This is a genomic window from Pseudonocardia sp. T1-2H, assembly GCF_038039215.1.
GTDB lineage: Bacteria > Actinomycetota > Actinomycetes > Mycobacteriales > Pseudonocardiaceae > Pseudonocardia.
In genome coordinates this window covers 3,881,007-3,896,013 of the sequence record NZ_JBBPCL010000001.1, presented here as the reverse complement: position 1 = coordinate 3,896,013, position 15,007 = coordinate 3,881,007, and the positions used below count along the sequence as shown (strand labels likewise).

Sequence of the window (15,007 nt, the reverse complement as noted above, 5' to 3'; positions counted from 1 at the left end):
CCGTCAATAACGAGAACATCACGGTCTTTCGTCCCGTTCGTCCGACCAGGCGGCCCACAACCGGGCGTACCGGCCGCCCGCGGCGACGAGCTCGGCGTGCGTCCCCTGCTCGACGACCCGGCCCGCGTCCAGCACCACGACCCGGTCCGCCGTCGCCGCCTGGGTCAGCCGGTGGGCGACCATCAGCCCGGTCCGGCCGTCGAGGGCGCGGGCCGCGGCGCGTTCGAGCACCCGCGATCCCGCGCTGCCGGCCTCGGCGGTGGCCTCGTCGAGCACGGCGACCGGCCGGTCGGCGAGCACCAGCCGGGCCAGGGCGACCTGCTGGGCCTGCACGACCGTCAGCTCCTGCCCGCCGCTGCCCACCACGGTGTCCAGCCCCTCCGGCAGGGCCTCGGCCCAGCCCAGCGCGTCGACGGCGTCGAGCGCGGCCCGCAGCTGGGCGTCCGTCGCGTCCGGGCGGGCCAGGCGCAGGTCCTCGGCCAGCGGGCCGGCGAAGACGTGCACCTCCTGGGTGATCAACGCGACGGTCTCGCGGACCACGTCCGGGCCCTGCTCCTCGAGCGTGGCGCCGCCGATCCGGACGGTCCCGGCCGTCGGCAGGTGCACCCCGGCCACCAGCTTCGCCAGCGTCGTCTTGCCCGCGCCGCTGGCGCCGACCAGTGCGACCCGGGAGCCGGGCTCCAGATCGAGGTCGACGCCGTCGAGCACGGGATGGCCCTCGACGTAGCTGTGCCCGACGCCCTTGGTGCTCACCCCCGCGTCCACGGGCCGGGCCGGGGCGGCCGGGCGTTCCTGCGGCGGCAGGTCCGCGACGCCGATGATGCGGGCCAGGCTCGCCGTGGCGGACTGGGCGGTGTCCAGCAGGAAGAGGACCTGGTTGATCGGCCCGAACAGGTTGATGAAGTACAGCGCCGCCGCACTCGCCGTGCCGATCGACGCCGACCCGTTCCGGACCAGCCAGAACCCGACGGCGAGCACCGCCGCGACCCCGACGAACTCGGCCCCGTTCAGCCGGCCGAAGAACCGGGTCTGGAACCGGACGACGTCCAGCGCGAGCCGCACGACGTCCTCGGACCGGGAGCGGACCTTGGCCGCGTGGGCGTCCGCGAGCCCGAACGCGCGCACGGTCGCCGCCCCGCCGACGGTGTCCAGGAGCTGCTGCTGCTGGGCGCCGCCGACCCGGCGCTGCTCGGCGTAGATCGGCCCGGAGCGCCGCAGGTACCACCGCGCGGTGAGCACCTGGACGGGCACCGCGAGCAGGGCGGCGAGCAGGAAACGCCAGTCCAGGACGGCCATCCCGACGAGGGTCAGGGCGATCACCAGAGCGGCGCGGGCGAACTCCGGGACGGCCTCGCGCACCGCCTCGCCGACCAGCGCCACGTCCGCGGTGACCCGGGAGGTCAGGTCCCCGGCGCCGGCGTTCTCGATGCGGTCGAGCGGCAACCCGAGGGCCCGGGCGACGAACCGTTCGCGCAGCTCGGCGAGCATCCCCTCGCCGACGCGGGCCACCAGGGCCACGCCGAGCACCGCCAGTAGCCCCTGCACCACGGCGACCACGACGAGCAGCAGCACCGGCGCCGTGACCGCGGACGCTCCCTGCCGGGTGGCGACGATGTCCACGATCCGCCCCAGCAGTGGGGCGGTGAGCAGCCCGGTCGCGGCCCCGGCGACGAGCGCGAGCACCGCCACGGCGGCCCGGCCCCGGTGCGGACGCAGGAGCCCGGCGAGGGCGCCGCGGATCCGCGGGCCGGTCGCGACGGGGAGCAGGTCCCGGCTCATGACAGCACCAGCTCCCGGTACGCGGCGTCGGTGTGCAGGAGCTCGGCGTGCGAGCCCTCCGCGCGGCGGTCGCGGTCGAGGACGACGACGCGGTCCGCCGCCGCGAGCAGCGCCGGACTCGTGGTCAGGACCAGGGTGGTCCGGCCCGCCCGGACCTCGCGGAGGCCGGCGGCGATCCGGGCCTCGGTGACGGCGTCGACGGCCGTCGTCGGGTCGTGCAGCACGAGGACGCGCGCCTGCGCGGCGAGCGCCCGGGCGAGGGCCACCCGTTGTCGCTGGCCCCCGGACAGCGAGCTGCCCTGCTCGGCGATCTCGGTGTCCCGGCCGTCCGGCAGGGCGTCCGCGACCTGGTCCGCCTGGGCGGCGCGCATCGCCCCGTCGACCGCGGGGTCGCCCGGGCCGGCGCCCCGGCCGGCCAGGACGTTCTCCAGCACGGTGCCCGCGAACAGCCGCGCGTCGTGCGCCGCGACGATCACCTCGGCCCGGGCCGCGGCGGGCGGCATCCGGGCCAGGTCGACGCCGTCGAGCTCCACGGAACCGGCCTGCGGGTCCTGCTCGCGACCCAGCACCTGCAGCAGCGCGGCCGCGACCGCCGGGTCCGGGACGACCAGCCCCACGGTCTCGCCCGCGGCGACGTCGAGGTCCACGCCGGCGGCCAGGCCGGGGGTGCGCAGGCCGCGGATCCGCAGGTTCCCCGGGCCGTCGGCGACGGGTGCCGCGGTCCCGCCGGACACCGCCGGCGCCGCGGAGCGGACCTCGGCGATCCGCGCCGCCGAGGCTCTGGCCTGGGCGAACCGGCCGTTGACCCAGCCGAAGATCTCCAGCGGGCCGAGCAGGAACTGGGCCAGCCCGACGGCCGAGACCAGGCCGCCGATCGTGATGTCGCCCTCGGCGGCGAGCCGGCCGCCGACCAGGGCGACGAGCGCGAGGAACAGCCCGTTGACCGCCAGCACGGCGCCCGAGTACCAGGCCTGCGCGCCGGTGGCCCGTAGCGTCGCGGCCAGGGCGTCGCGGCTGGTGGCGGTGTAGCGGCGGACGGCGGCGGGCTCGGCGCCGATGCCCTTGAGCACCCGCACGCCCGCCACGAGGTCCGCCGCCACGCCGGACGCCTGCGCCGCCCGTTCCTGCTCCGGCCCGCTGCGCCGCTCCAGGGGCTTGCCGAGCAGGTGCACGGCGTAGAGCAGAGGGGGCGTGCCCAGCAGGATCAGCAGGCCGAGCGGGAGCGAGATCCGCAGCAGCGAGACCGCCGCGACGACGAGGGCGGCGAAGGCGGCCAGGCCGAGCGGGAGCGCGAAGTTCAGCACGCCGACCCGCTTCGCGTCCGCGACCGCGATGCTGGTCAGGGCGCCGGGCAGGCGGCCCGTCTCGGCGCCGCCCGCGGGGTGCAGGACCCGGTCCGCGACGGCATGGCGCATCCGCTGGTCCGCGCGGACGTCGGCGAGCCAGGCACGGCGGGCGCCGAAGCGGTAGGAGAACGAGAGCACCAGGAAGTCCAGGCCGAGCACGGCGAGCCAGAACAGCAGCGACCCGGCGTCGCCGGTCCCGACGGCGCGGTCGATCACGACGCCGACCAGGACGGGGACGAGCGCCTCGCCGCCCTGGTGGCCGCACAGCAGGACCGCCGCGGTGATCAGCTGCCGCCGGTGGTGCCGGATCGAGTCGAGCAGCACGGCCCGACCGGTGATCACTTGCGGGGTCATTCTGTGAGGCTATCCTTACCTGGTTTGCCGGGGCGAGCCCGGAGCCACGAGCGAGGGAGGTCGGATGCGGGTCGTCGCGTTCGGATACATGACCTGGGGTCGTCGGACGATCGAGGCGGTGCTCGCCGCGGGTCACGAGATCCCGTTGATCGTGACACACGCGGACAGCGACAACCCGTACGAGAAGATCTTCAACGAGTCGGTCGCCGAGCTCGCCCGGGATCGCGAGATCCCCGTGCTGGTCCGCAACCGGGCCGACGACGACGAGGTGCGGGCCGCGATCCGGGATGCGGACGCGGACGTCATGGTCGTGTCCAACTGGCGGACCTGGCTCCCGCCGGAGGTCTTCTCGATCCCGCGGCTCGGCACGCTCAACGTGCACGACGCGCTGCTCCCGGCCTACGCCGGCTTCGCCCCGCTGAACTGGGCGCTGATCAACGACGAGCCCGAGGTCGGTGTCACCGCGCACATGATGAACGCGGAGTTCGACGCCGGGGACGTCGTCCTGCAGCGGTCCACCGCGATCACCGACGAGGACACGGTCGTCGACCTCTTCGACCGGACGCTCGCGATGTTCGGCCCGATCACGGTGGACGCGCTCGAGCTCATCGCCGCAGGCCGGACGGACTGGACGCCGCAGGACCGCCGCGCCGCCTCCTACTTTCACCGCCGCACGGACGAGGAGAACCGCATCGACTGGACCTGGCCGGCGCGCGACCTCTTCAACCTCGTCCGCGCCCAGGTCGACCCGTACCCGAACGCCTACTGCTACCACGGCCCCGAGCGCCTGCGGATCGTGCGCGCCCGCGTCACCGAGACCCCCTTCGGCGGCACCCCGGGCCGCATCTTCATCCGGCAGGGCAACGGCGTCGTGATCGTCGCGGGCGCGGACGCGCGCAAGGGCCGCAACAAGGGCCTGCTGATCGAGACCGTCCGCACCGACGACGGCCGCGAGCTCGGGGCCCAGGAGTACTTCACGAGGATGGGCGGCTACCTCACCTCCCACCCCGTCACCCCCTGAGCCCCGCGAGCCGGCGTTTTCGGGTCACCGAGTCGCACATCCCGGCCCCCGCGAGTCGGGCTCTGGCGGCGACCGTGTCGGGGTCTGGCTGCCACGAGTCGGGACTGTGACCAGGCTCTGCGCCGGGAGGGGGCCGCGGCCGCGGACCTTCTCCCGCCGCCCGCGGGTGGATACGGTCGGACACGCCACCCACGCCCGACTCCGTGCGAGGAGACCCTTCATGAGCGACCCCACCACCCTGCGGACGATCAGCGGCCTCCCGGACGCCCCGCCGTCGCTCGGGGACGCGACCCTGGTCATGATCGACTGTCAGAACACCTACACCCGCGGCGTCATGGAGCTCGACGGCGTCCAGGCCGCGCTGGACCAGGCCGAGGAGCTGCTCGACCGGGCGCGGAGCGCAGGCATCCCGGTCATCCACGTCCAGCACGACGGCGGCGCGGGCTCGCCCTACGACGTCCGGGACGAGATCGGCGCGATCGTGGACCGGGTCGCACCCCGCGGCGACGAGCCGACTGTCGTCAAGAACTACCCGAACTCGTTCGTCTCGACCGAGCTCGACACACTGTTGAGGACGAACCCGGGCCGTCCGCTGCTGCTCGCGGGCTTCATGACCCACATGTGCGTGAACTCCACGGCCCGCGGTGCGTTCAGCCTGGGCTACGCGCCGACGGTCGTCGCCGGGGCCACGGCGACGCGCACCCTGCCCGGTCCCGGCGGCGCGGACGTCCCGGCCCCGGCCCTGCAGGTCGCGAGCCTCGCCGCGATCGCGGACCTCTTCGGCGTCGTCGTGCCGGACGCCGCCGCCGTTCCGGACTGATCCCGCCCGTGCCCGCGAGTCGGGGCCCAGCGGCGGCCGAGTCGGGGTCTGCGGTAGCGCGAGGCCCCGACTCGGTAGTCGCCGGACCCCGACTCGCGGGATCAGGGGGAGGTGAGGGAACGCCAGAGGGTGTCGACGTCCGACGCGGTGGTGGTGAGCGAGCCGATCGCGACCCGGATCGCGTAGCGGCCTTCGATGCTCGTGTGGGTGAGGAACGACCTCCCGCCGGCGTTGACGCGTTCCAGGGTCGCGCGAGTGGCCTCGTCGTCGGGCTCGCCGTCGGGGCCGAGGACGTACAGGCACACCAGTGCCAGCGACGGCTCGACGGCCAGGGCGAACCGCGGCGCGGCCCGGACCCTCTCGGCGAGCTCGGACGCCAAGGCGACGTGGCCGCGGATGTGCTCGCGCAGCCCGTCGAGCCCGGTGCCCTGCACGACGGCCCACAGCTTCAGCGCCCGGAAACGCCGGCCGAGCGGGACCTGCCAGTCCCGGTAGTCGACGACCGCGCCGGACTCCGTCGCCGCGTTCCGCAGGTACTCGGGCGTGATCGACAGCGCGTCCGGCAGCGCCCGGCCGTCCCGCACCCAGAGGAACGACGCGTCGAACGCCGTGCAGAGCCATTTGTGCGCGTCCGTGCAGAACGAGTCGACGAGCTCGACGCCGTCGAGCACGTACCGGAACTCCGGGCAGAGCGCCGCGACCCCGGCCCACGCCGCGTCGACGTGCACCCACATCCCGTGCTCGCGGGCCGCGAGGGCGACGGCCCGGACGGGGTCGACGGCGCCGGTTCCCGTCGTCCCGACCGTCGGGCAGACGAGCACGGGCCGCAGGCCGGCGGCGACGTCGTCGGCGAGCATCCCGGCCAGCGCCTCGGGCGACATGGCGAAGGTGCCGGGGGCGAAGGGGACGATCCGCAGCGCCTGCGCGCCGAGCCCGGCGACCCGCACCGCCTTCGCCAGCGACGAGTGCGTCTCGGCGGTGACGTAGACCCGCTCGCGGCCATCCACCCCGGACTCCCGCCAGTCCGGCGAGGAGCGGTGCAGCGCCGCCAGGAGCGCGACGAGCGCCCCGGACGAGGCGGAGTCCTGTAGCGAGCCGCCGCCCCCGCCGTCGAAAGTGAACTCCGGCCCGAGGCCGAGCGCCTCGGCGAACGCGTCCATCAGGACCTGCTCGACCTCCGTCCCGGCGGGCGCGGTGGACCAGAGCATGCCCTGCCCGCCGAGCCCGCCGGAGGCGAGGTCACCGAGCAGCGAGAGCAGCGACGCGTTCGCGGGGAAGTAGCCGAAGAAGCCCGGGTGCTGCCAGTGCAGGGAGCCGGGGACGACCACGTCGTCGAGGAGCGCGGTCAGCGCGGCACCCACGTCGTCCGCGGGCTTGTCGGGCAACGACGCCGGAAGCTGCGCGCGGATCGCCCCGGGCGTCACCTCGGGGCGGACGGGCAGCGAGGCGAGCGAGGCGCGATGCTCCGCCACCCAGTCGACGAGCTGGTGGCCGAGCCGGCGGAACTCGTCGGGGTCGAGATCAGGCACGAGGGCGACGGTACCCAGCTCAGACGGCCGGCCGGGACACGAGGGAGCCCGCCTGGTTCTCCTCGCGGAGCTGGGTCTTCAGCACCTTGCCGCTCGGGTTACGGGGCAGCGCGTCCACGATCGACAGCCGCCGCGGCCGCTTGTACGCCGCCAGGTGCTCCCGGCAGTAGGCCTCGATCGACGCCGCGGTGGGCGGGTTCGCCGGGTCCGCGGGGACGATCACCGCGAGCGGCGTCTCGCCCCACTGCTCGTCCGGCACGCCGATCAGGGCGACGTCGCCGATCCCCGGGTGCGCGGCCAGGACGTTCTCCACCTCGGCGCAGTAGATGTTCTCCCCACCCGAAATGATCATGTCCTTCTTGCGGTCGACGACGTAGTAGTAGCCGTCGGCGTCCTGCCGGACCAGGTCGCCGGAGTGGAACCAGCCGCCCCGGAACGCCTCGGCGGTCTCCTTCGGCTTGTTCCAGTAGCCGCTCATCACGAGCGGGCCGCGGTAGACGATCTCACCGACCTCACCGCGGGGGACGTCGTTCATCTCGTCGTCCACGACCCGGCACTCGACGTTGATCATCGGCGTGCCGACCGACCCGATCTTGCGGATCGAGTCCTCGCCCTTCAGCGTCGTGGTGACCGGGCTGCACTCGGTCTGCCCGAACGACGTGACGACGTCCGCGTGCGGGAACGTGTCGATCATCTTGCGCAGCAGGGTCGTCGACGCCGGCGCGGCGCCCCAGGACAGCTTGGTCAGCGACGACAGGTCCCGCTCCGCGATGTCCGGCACCGCGACGATCGCCGCCCACTGCGCCGGGACGAAGAAACAGGACGCGACGCGCTCGCGCTCGAGCGTCGCGACCGTCGCAGCCGGGTCGAACCCGCCGGACGGCGGGATGATCGTCGTGCCGCCGGTGAGCAGCGACGGCAGCATGCCCGCGAGGCCCGCGATGTGGAACATCGGCGCCCCGGACATCCACACGCCGCCGGAGCCGGTCGAGCCGAGGTGCGCGGTGCTGGAGAACGCGTGCAGGAACAGGTTGCGGTGGCTGAGCATCGCGCCCTTGGGCCGGCCGGTGGTACCGGAGGTGTACATGATGTAGGCCGTCGCCTCGTCCGGGACGGGCAGCTCGACGTAGTCCGGCGAGGCCGCCGCCAGCACGTCCTCGAGGTCCCCGCCGATGGTGACGACCTGCTCGACCGACGGTGCCTGCGCGCGGGCCTTCTCCAGCTGCGGCGCCAGTGCCTGGTCGACGACGACGGCCACCGCGCCGCTGTCGGTCAGGGCATAGGCGATCTCGTCCGCGACGAGGCGGAAGTTGACCGGCACGCAGAGGGCGCCGGCGCGCAGCGTGGCGATGTAGGCCTCGATCAGCGGGATGCTGTTCAGCCCGAGGACGGCCACCCGGTCGCCCTCCCGCACACCCCCCGCCGTGAGCGCGTTCGCCAGCCGGGTCACGCGGTCGTCCGCCTCGCCGTAGCTGCGGCGCTCGCCGGTCCCGGCGTCGACGAAGGCCGGGGCGTCCGGCGTCACGCGGGCGAAACGCGCGAGGACGTCGCTCATGGTCATCCCGCGGCCGGTGATGGGGGCCGTACCCGACTCCGTCGTCATGGGCACCATGCTCGCGGGCTGATGCACGTGAATCAAGACTTGATTCCCGCCGGGGCCGGTGGGCCGGCCGCCGGTCGAGTGGGTGTTGTCACAGGGGCCGGTGGTGCGCCGACCGGACTGGTCGAGCAAGGTGCTCCGGGTGGTGACCGAGGCGGCTGCAGTACCCGACGGGGCCCGGCGGCTGCGCCTGCTCCAGCTCGTCGCGCTGACGAGCACGATCGACAGGTTCGCGATCGCGCCGCTGCTGGTGCTGATCGCCGCGGACCTGCGCGTCTCCCTCGCCGCCGCGGCCGGGATGGCCGGCGCCTACTTCCTCGCCTACGGGGTCATGCAGCCGGTGTGGGGGATGGTGAGCGACCGGCTCGGCCGGGTCCGCGTGATGCGGGTGGCCCTGGTCGGGGCCGCGATCGCCGGGGTCGTCTCGGCGCTCGCGCCCACGTTGCCGCTGCTCACCGTCGCGCGGGTGATCACCGGGGGCTGCGTCGCGGCGCTGATCCCGGCGTCGCTGGTGTACGTGGGGGACACCTGGCCCGCGTCGATCCGGCAGCGCCCGCTCTCCGACGTCCTGGCCGCGTCCGCGCTCGGCACCGCGACCGCGACGGCCGGCGCAGGGGTGCTCGCGGACCTCGTCGGCTGGCGGATCGTCTTCGCGGTGACCGCGGCCGTCGGCGCCGTCCTCTGGGTCGCGCTACGCCGTCTCCCCGAACCGACCCTGCCCGTGCCCGAGCCCGGCGGATCGGGGTCCGACGGCGGCCGGGTCGGGGTGCTCGGACGCGTCGGGGGCTGGCTCCTCGAGCTCGTCCGCCCCCTCGGGACCGTGCTGGCCGACCGCTGGGCGCGCATCGTGATGCTCCTCGCGCTCGTCGAGGGCGCGATCGTGCTCGGCACCCTGACCTACCTGTCACCCGCCCTGCAGGCACTGGGGTACTCGGCGACGGTCGCCGGCGTCGTCTCCGGGGCGTACGGGGTCGGAACGGTGCTGGTCAGCCGGGTGGTGCGCCCGCTCGTGGGCCGGATTCCGCCGTCCGGGCTGGCCGCGATCGGGGGTGCGTGCCTCGTGGCCGGATGGGCGGTCCCGTCGTTCGGGGTGAACCTGCCGACGATCCTCGTGGCGGGCCTGCTGCTCGGCGCGACCTGGGCGTTCCTGCACTCGACCCTGCAGACGTGGGCCACCGAGGTCGTGCCGGCCGCACGGGCGTCCGCCGTGGCGCTGTTCGCCGGGGTGCTGTTCCTGGGCAGCGCGGTCGGCACGGGGGTGGCCGCGCCGTTCGCGGACGGCGGCGAGTTCGAGACCGTCTTCCGGGCGGCGCTGGCGATCTCGGTCCCGCTGGTGGTCGCGGCGGTGCTCGCCCGCCGGGGGTACGCGCGGGCCCGCGAGAGCTGAACCGCCCCGGAACCGGCGTCGTGGAGCCACAACGCGTCCGAGTAGGCCCGAAACTCGCGTTGTGGAGCCGCGACGCGGCAGAGGCCAGGGGTCAGTGGGGGTAGCGGTCCCGCAACTGCTGCTTGACGAGCTTGCCGGTCGGGGTCCTGGGCAGGAAGTCCGTGAAGTCCACGGTCCGGGGCGCCTTGAAGTGCGCGATCTGCCCCCGGACGTACTCGATGAGCTCCTTCTCCAGCGCCGGTCCGCCCTCGACCCCGGGCGCCGGTTGCACGACCGCCTTGACGGCCTCGCCCATCTCGTCGTCCGGCACGCCGATGACCGCGACGTCGAGCACCGACGGGTGGCCCACCAGCACGTCCTCGATCTCCCGCGGATAGATGTTCACCCCGCCGGAGATGATCATGAAGGCCTTGCGGTCGGTGAGGAAGAGGTAGCCGTCGGTGTCCACGAAGCCCAGGTCACCGGTGGTGGTCCAGTTCTCGTGCTCGGGGTGCTGCGCGGCGGCCGTCCGGTCCGGGTCGTTGTGGTACTCGAACGGCCGCTCGTCCCGCTCGAAGTACACGGTGCCGACCTCGCCGGTCTCGAGCTCCTTGCCCTCGTCGTCCGTGACGTGCAGGACGCCGAGCCCGGCGCGCCCCACCGAGCCTGGCCGCTCCAGCCACTGCGCGGAGTCGATGAAGGTGATGCCGTTGGCCTCGGTCGACGAGTAGTACTCGTGCAGCACCGGGCCCCACCAGTCGATCATCGCCTGCTTGACCTCGGGCGGGCACGGCGCAGCGGCGTGGATCGCGACCTTCAGCGAGGACACGTCGTACCGGCTGCGCACGGCCTCGGGCAGCTTGAGCAGGCGGACGAACATGGTCGGCACCCACTGGCTGTGCGTGACCCGGAACTTCTCGATCGCGGCGAGGGCGCCCTCCGGATCGAACCGCTCCATGATCACCGCGGTGCCGCCCAGGGCCTGCACCGTGGCGCTGAACCGCAGCGGGGCCGCGTGGTAGAGCGGGGCGGGGGAGAGGTAGACGGAGTCGTCGTCGAAGCCGTACATCGGGCCGAACAGCGCGATGTAGGTGTCCCCGGGCTCGTCGATCCGCCGCTCGGGCAGGGACGGCTTGATGCCCTTCGGACGGCCGGTGGTGCCGGAGGAGTACAGCATGTCCGCGCCGCGCGGCTGCTCCGCGAGCGGCTCGGCGGGGATACCTGCCAGGGCGGTGTCGTAGTCCGTGTAGGCCGTCGACCCGGGGATCGCGCCGCCGTAGGACAGCCGGACCGGCACGTCGACCTGGTCCCCGACCGCCGCGGCCAGCCCGGCCACACCGGCGGACACGATCAGCGCCCCGGCGCCGCAGTCCCGCACGATGTAGGCCGCCTCGGGCGCGGACAGGTGGTGGTTGACCGCGGTGATGTAGAGGCCGGAACGCTGCGCGGCCCAGTAGACCTCGAAGACGCGGGGGGAGTTGTCCGCGACGAGCGCGACGACGTCCCCGCGGCGCAGACCGGCGTCGTACAGGTACCGGGCGAGCCGGACCGAACCGTCCTCCAGCTCGCGGAACGTCAGCGTCTCGCCGGAGCCCGCCATCACCACTGCGGGTTTGTCCGGGGTCGTCGCGGCGTGCGTGCCGGGGAACATCGGGGGTCCTCTCGTCTGCGGGCGGGCCACGACCGATCCTGCCACCGGGCCCGACGTGGGCGGAGGTGACCTCGACCGCCCACCCGGCCACGGCCCGGGCGGGGCTCAGGCGGGGCGCTGCTGCGGGATCTCGGCGTAGGGCGCGCCGGATCCGGCGCAGCGCAGCGTGGTGACGACGGTGCCGTGGGCCTCGTAGCGGTTGTGCAGCCGGACGAGGCCGTCCGGGGCGACGTGCTTGAGCCGGTGGCAGTACGAGCAGGTGCCGTACTGCGGGTGGGCCGCGCGGGTGGGGGGCCGCGGGTCCTGCTGCCGTGGTGCGTCGGTCAAGGGGTCGTGCCTTCCACTCGGGGATCGGCGGCGGTTCCGGGAGGAGCCGCCACCGGTGGAGCGCGCCACGGTAGTGCGTGCGCCCCGTGTCCGGGTCCCACGGTGGGGTGCGACGATTCTCACCGGGCCGGAGGGACCGTTCGTCGCGTAAGGGCGTGTCGACAGCGATTCGATGACGCCCGGTGGCCGGCCGGCTGCGACAAGTGGGGAATCGCGGCGGTTCGTGGCGATTCGCGACCGGGCCCCGCGCCATTCCGGCCCGCGCTGCATTACCGGGCCTGTGCGAGCCATTGTTGCGACCCGGTCTCGATTCCCGGTGGGTCATGTTCTCATGATCCACCGGGAACGTCCGGTGATTGCACTCCCGGCCACGTTGCGCCGACCCGCGGCAGGGCCGCGGGCCGGCGATTCCGCGTCAGTGCGCCGCGTGGTAGGACTCGAGCACATTCGACGGGATACGGCCGCGCTCGGAGATCTTCATCCCCTGGGCGACGGCCCATTCCCGGATCGACTGGTTCTGCTGGCGGTCGGAAACCGGCCGGCTCGCGGGTGCGGACGAGGAAGCGGAACCACGGCGGCCGCCGCCCGCAACGCGCCTGGCCGCGGAGATGTACGGGGCGAGCGCGTCGCGCAGGGCCTCGGCGTTCTTCGCGGACAGGTCGATCTCGTACGCCTTGCCGTCGACGGAGAATTCGAGCTGCTCGTCCGCCTCGCCACCGTCGAGGTCGTCGATCAGGGTCACCGTCGTCTGCTTCGCCACTTCCGTCGCCTCTCGATACGTGTTCGCCGATCCGGGTACGCCGGAACCCCGGCCGAGGCCGGTGGGGGCTGTTCGCGGTGGGATCGCCGATGCTGCGTTGATTCAATCCTGGGGTCGTGCTTTCCGTCCAGAGAATAAACGACGAGTACCGCGAATGTCGATTGGGGTGGGCAGGTTCCCGGGATGTTGTTCGGCCCACACTCCGCACGTTGCCGGGACGCGGCCTTCGACCTGCGGAAACGGGCGGGAATGAGGGAAACGATCCGTGCGGCGACCGGAACGCGCCGATCAGGCGACCGGAGACCACCAGTCGTGGACCGCGGGAGGATCGGCGAGATCGATTCGCTGGCCGGGAAGGGGCAGCGCGAGCGGGATTCCCGCCTTTTCCGCGGTGAGGCGCAACCGGTCGACGGGTTCGGCCCAGGCGTGGAAACCGAGATTGAACGTGGCCCAGTGCACCGGCAGCAGCACTCCACCCCGCAGATCCCGGTGCGCGGCGACCGATTCCTCGGGATTCATGTGGACGTCGGGCCAGACCTCGGCGTAGGCGCCGATCGGCAGGACCGTGAGGTCGAACGGTCCGAGTCGTTCACCCGCACGGGCGAAGGCGGCCGTATAGCCGGTGTCGCCGCCGAAGTACACGCGATGCCGCGGGCCGGCGATCGCCCAGGACGACCACTGCGTCGTGTTGCGGCGCAGGCTCCGCCCGGAGAAGTGCCGCGCCTCGGCGCAGGTCAGGGTCAGCCCGGCCACGCGCGTCGCGCCGTCCCAGTCCAGCTCGGTGATCCGCTCGTCCGGGACGCCCCACGAACGCAGGTGGGCGCCGATCCCCAGCGGGACGACGAACCGCGCCGCCGCGTGCTTCGGGTCCGCGGCGATCGCGGTGACCGTCGGCAGGTCGAGGTGGTCGTAGTGGTCGTGCGAGATCAGCACGACGTCGACGGGCGGCAGCTCGTCCAGTGGCGCCGGCGTCGGGTGCAGGCGCTTCGGCCCGAAGACGGGGGAGGGGGAGACGCGCTCGCCCCAGACGGGGTCCGCCAGCACGCGGCAGCCGTCGATCTCGAGCAGGACGGTCGAGTGGCCGAACCAGGTCACCGCCAGCTCGGCCGCGTCCGCGTCGTGGGGCAGGGCGGGCGCCAGCGGCACCGGGCCGGACGGGCGTCCGGAGTCCCCGCGGGTGAGCAGGAGGCGCAGGATCGTCCACGGGCTCGCCTCGGCGAGGACGGACCCGGGCTCGGTGTTGGCGAACACCCCGTCCCGGGCGTGCGGGGAGCGGACGGCCGCCGTGAGCAGGGCGTTCGATCCGGCGCCGAGGGACCTGGGAAGGCCGCGCGCCGCCCGGCCCAGGACCGTCGCTCCGGCGAGGACCCCAAAGGTGAGGAGGGAGCTGGCGATCAGGCGGGGGGGCACAGGGGGAGCTTATGGTTGCGCATCTCCGGCGCCGGGGACGCCTCCGGTGCTCGTGCGCGGAAACCGTCGCCGGGACGACGGTTTCCGCGCACGGGCGGCGTCAGCCGCGGAGGGCGGCGAGGGGCGCGGCCAGCTCGCGCCACTGGGCGTCCGGCAGCCCGCGCTTCTCGGCGGGCAGCGCCTGCACCGCGACGTGGTCGGCGCCCGCGTCCAGGTGCTCCTCGACCCGGGCGACGACCGTGTCCACGTCACCCCACGCCACCAGCGCGTCGACGAAGGCGTCCGAACCGCCCTCCGGCGCGAGGTCCTCCTCGGTGAACCCGAGGGTCCTGATGTTGTTCACGTAGTTCGGCTGCGCCAGGTAGGTCCGGGTGTAGGTGCGGCCGATGGCGCGTGCCTTCTCCGGGTCCGTCTCCAGCACCACGGCCTGCTCCGGGCACAGCAGCGGGCCGGTGCCGAGGGTCTCCCGCGCGCGGGCCGTGTGCTCGGGCGTCACGAAGTACGGGTGGGCACCCTGGGTCCGCTCGCCGGCGAGGCCGAGCATCTTGGGGCGCAGCGCGGCGAGCACGTAGCGGGCCGGCGTGGCCGGGCGCTGCGCGGTGTACGGCGCGCCCTCGATCCCGTCGAGGTACTCGCGCATCGCGGTCAGCGGCTTGGCGTAATCGTGCCCGCGCAGCCCGCCGACCAGGTTCTCGTGGCTCACGCCCAGGCCGATCAGCACCCGCTCGGGGAACGCCTCGGTGAGCGCCTTCGTCGCGCAGGAGGTGGCGACGGCGTCCCGCGCCCAGATGTTCGCGATGCCCGTCGCCCCGATCAGCCGCTCGGTGGCGGAGAGCAGGAACGACAGGTGGACCAAGGGGTCCCGGCCGGCGACCTCGGGGATCCAGAGCGCGCCGTAACCCAAGGACTCCAGCTCGGCGGCCAGCTCGCGAGCCCGCGAGGCGGGGACGGTGTCCAGCGCCCCGGTCCACACGCCGATCGGCGGCAGACTGAATTTGACGGTCGTGTCACCTGTGTCAGTCACGCTCCGGACCCTACGGTGAC

The 15,007-nt window shown here is 73.8% G+C and carries 12 protein-coding genes; 3 read left to right on the top strand and 9 right to left on the bottom strand.

What is annotated here, in order from left to right:
• Window positions 1-18: 18 nt before the first annotated feature.
• Both WBK50_RS19205 and WBK50_RS19200 read right to left on the bottom strand, forming a co-directional pair.
• Entirely contained in the window at window positions 19-1,779 is a 1,761-nt protein-coding gene (locus WBK50_RS19205) for an ABC transporter ATP-binding protein (RefSeq protein ID WP_341336938.1), read from the bottom strand.
• Window positions 1,776-3,479 (bottom strand): ABC transporter ATP-binding protein, encoded by a 1,704-nt coding sequence (locus tag WBK50_RS19200; protein ID WP_341336937.1) that lies wholly within the window; start codon window positions 3,477-3,479, stop codon window positions 1,776-1,778. Before WBK50_RS19200 ends, WBK50_RS19205 begins: the two co-directional genes overlap by 4 nt.
• Before the next feature lie 64 nt (window positions 3,480-3,543).
• On the opposite strand from WBK50_RS19200, the gene WBK50_RS19195 reads away from it, so the two are divergent.
• Window positions 3,544-4,500 carry a methionyl-tRNA formyltransferase gene (locus WBK50_RS19195; RefSeq protein ID WP_341336936.1) on the top strand — a complete coding sequence of 319 codons (957 nt, stop codon included), beginning with the start codon at window positions 3,544-3,546 and terminating at the stop codon, window positions 4,498-4,500.
• 220 nt (window positions 4,501-4,720) lie between these two features.
• Window positions 4,721-5,320: a cysteine hydrolase family protein gene (locus WBK50_RS19190; protein ID WP_341336935.1), complete on the top strand. Its 600-nt coding sequence runs from the start codon at window positions 4,721-4,723 to the stop codon at window positions 5,318-5,320.
• Window positions 5,321-5,421: 101 nt separating this feature from the next.
• Here the strand turns inward: WBK50_RS19190 and WBK50_RS19185 are convergent, their stop codons facing one another.
• Window positions 5,422-6,849, bottom strand: coding sequence for a pyridoxal phosphate-dependent decarboxylase family protein (locus tag WBK50_RS19185; protein ID WP_341336934.1), 1,428 nt, complete (start codon window positions 6,847-6,849; stop codon window positions 5,422-5,424).
• A 19-nt stretch (window positions 6,850-6,868) separates the two neighbouring features.
• A complete protein-coding gene (locus WBK50_RS19180) occupies window positions 6,869-8,452 on the bottom strand; it encodes a long-chain-fatty-acid--CoA ligase (RefSeq protein WP_341336933.1) in 1,584 nt (527 codons plus the stop codon).
• 139 nt (window positions 8,453-8,591) lie between these two features.
• Between WBK50_RS19180 and WBK50_RS19175 the strand changes: the two genes are divergently transcribed.
• Entirely contained in the window at window positions 8,592-9,836 is a 1,245-nt protein-coding gene (locus WBK50_RS19175; protein WP_341336932.1) for an MFS transporter, read from the top strand.
• A gap of 91 nt (window positions 9,837-9,927) precedes the next feature.
• Here WBK50_RS19175 and WBK50_RS19170 read toward each other — a convergent pair whose 3' ends face one another.
• From WBK50_RS19170 to WBK50_RS19150, 5 genes are all read right to left on the bottom strand, one after another.
• Window positions 9,928-11,466: an acyl-CoA synthetase gene (locus WBK50_RS19170; RefSeq protein ID WP_341336931.1), complete on the bottom strand. Its 1,539-nt coding sequence runs from the start codon at window positions 11,464-11,466 to the stop codon at window positions 9,928-9,930.
• A 105-nt stretch (window positions 11,467-11,571) separates the two neighbouring features.
• The gene (locus WBK50_RS19165) at window positions 11,572-11,793 is read right to left on the bottom strand and encodes a hypothetical protein (protein ID WP_341336930.1); all 222 of its coding nucleotides are present in this window, start codon (window positions 11,791-11,793) and stop codon (window positions 11,572-11,574) included.
• Between the two features lie 415 nt (window positions 11,794-12,208).
• The gene (locus tag WBK50_RS19160; protein ID WP_341336929.1) at window positions 12,209-12,553 is read right to left on the bottom strand and encodes a histone-like nucleoid-structuring protein Lsr2; all 345 of its coding nucleotides are present in this window, start codon (window positions 12,551-12,553) and stop codon (window positions 12,209-12,211) included.
• 288 nt (window positions 12,554-12,841) lie between these two features.
• The gene (locus WBK50_RS19155; protein WP_341336928.1) at window positions 12,842-13,963 is read right to left on the bottom strand and encodes an MBL fold metallo-hydrolase; all 1,122 of its coding nucleotides are present in this window, start codon (window positions 13,961-13,963) and stop codon (window positions 12,842-12,844) included.
• A 100-nt stretch (window positions 13,964-14,063) separates the two neighbouring features.
• Window positions 14,064-14,987 (bottom strand): LLM class F420-dependent oxidoreductase, encoded by a 924-nt coding sequence (locus tag WBK50_RS19150; protein ID WP_341336927.1) that lies wholly within the window; start codon window positions 14,985-14,987, stop codon window positions 14,064-14,066.
• Between the last annotated feature and the right edge of the window lie 20 nt (window positions 14,988-15,007).

What these genes read in the sequence shown, in the direction of transcription:
- WBK50_RS19205 (WP_341336938.1), bottom strand. Translation starts at nt 1,779, where the DNA reads ATGAGCCGGGACCTGCTCCCCGTCGCGACCGGCCCGCGGATCCGCGGC.
- WBK50_RS19200 (WP_341336937.1), bottom strand. Translation starts at nt 3,479, where the DNA reads ATGACCCCGCAAGTGATCACCGGTCGGGCCGTGCTGCTCGACTCGATC.
- WBK50_RS19195 (WP_341336936.1), top strand. Translation starts at nt 3,544, where the DNA reads ATGCGGGTCGTCGCGTTCGGATACATGACCTGGGGTCGTCGGACGATC.
- WBK50_RS19190 (WP_341336935.1), top strand. Translation starts at nt 4,721, where the DNA reads ATGAGCGACCCCACCACCCTGCGGACGATCAGCGGCCTCCCGGACGCC.
- WBK50_RS19180 (WP_341336933.1), bottom strand. Translation starts at nt 8,452, where the DNA reads ATGACGACGGAGTCGGGTACGGCCCCCATCACCGGCCGCGGGATGACC.
- WBK50_RS19170 (WP_341336931.1), bottom strand. Translation starts at nt 11,466, where the DNA reads ATGTTCCCCGGCACGCACGCCGCGACGACCCCGGACAAACCCGCAGTG.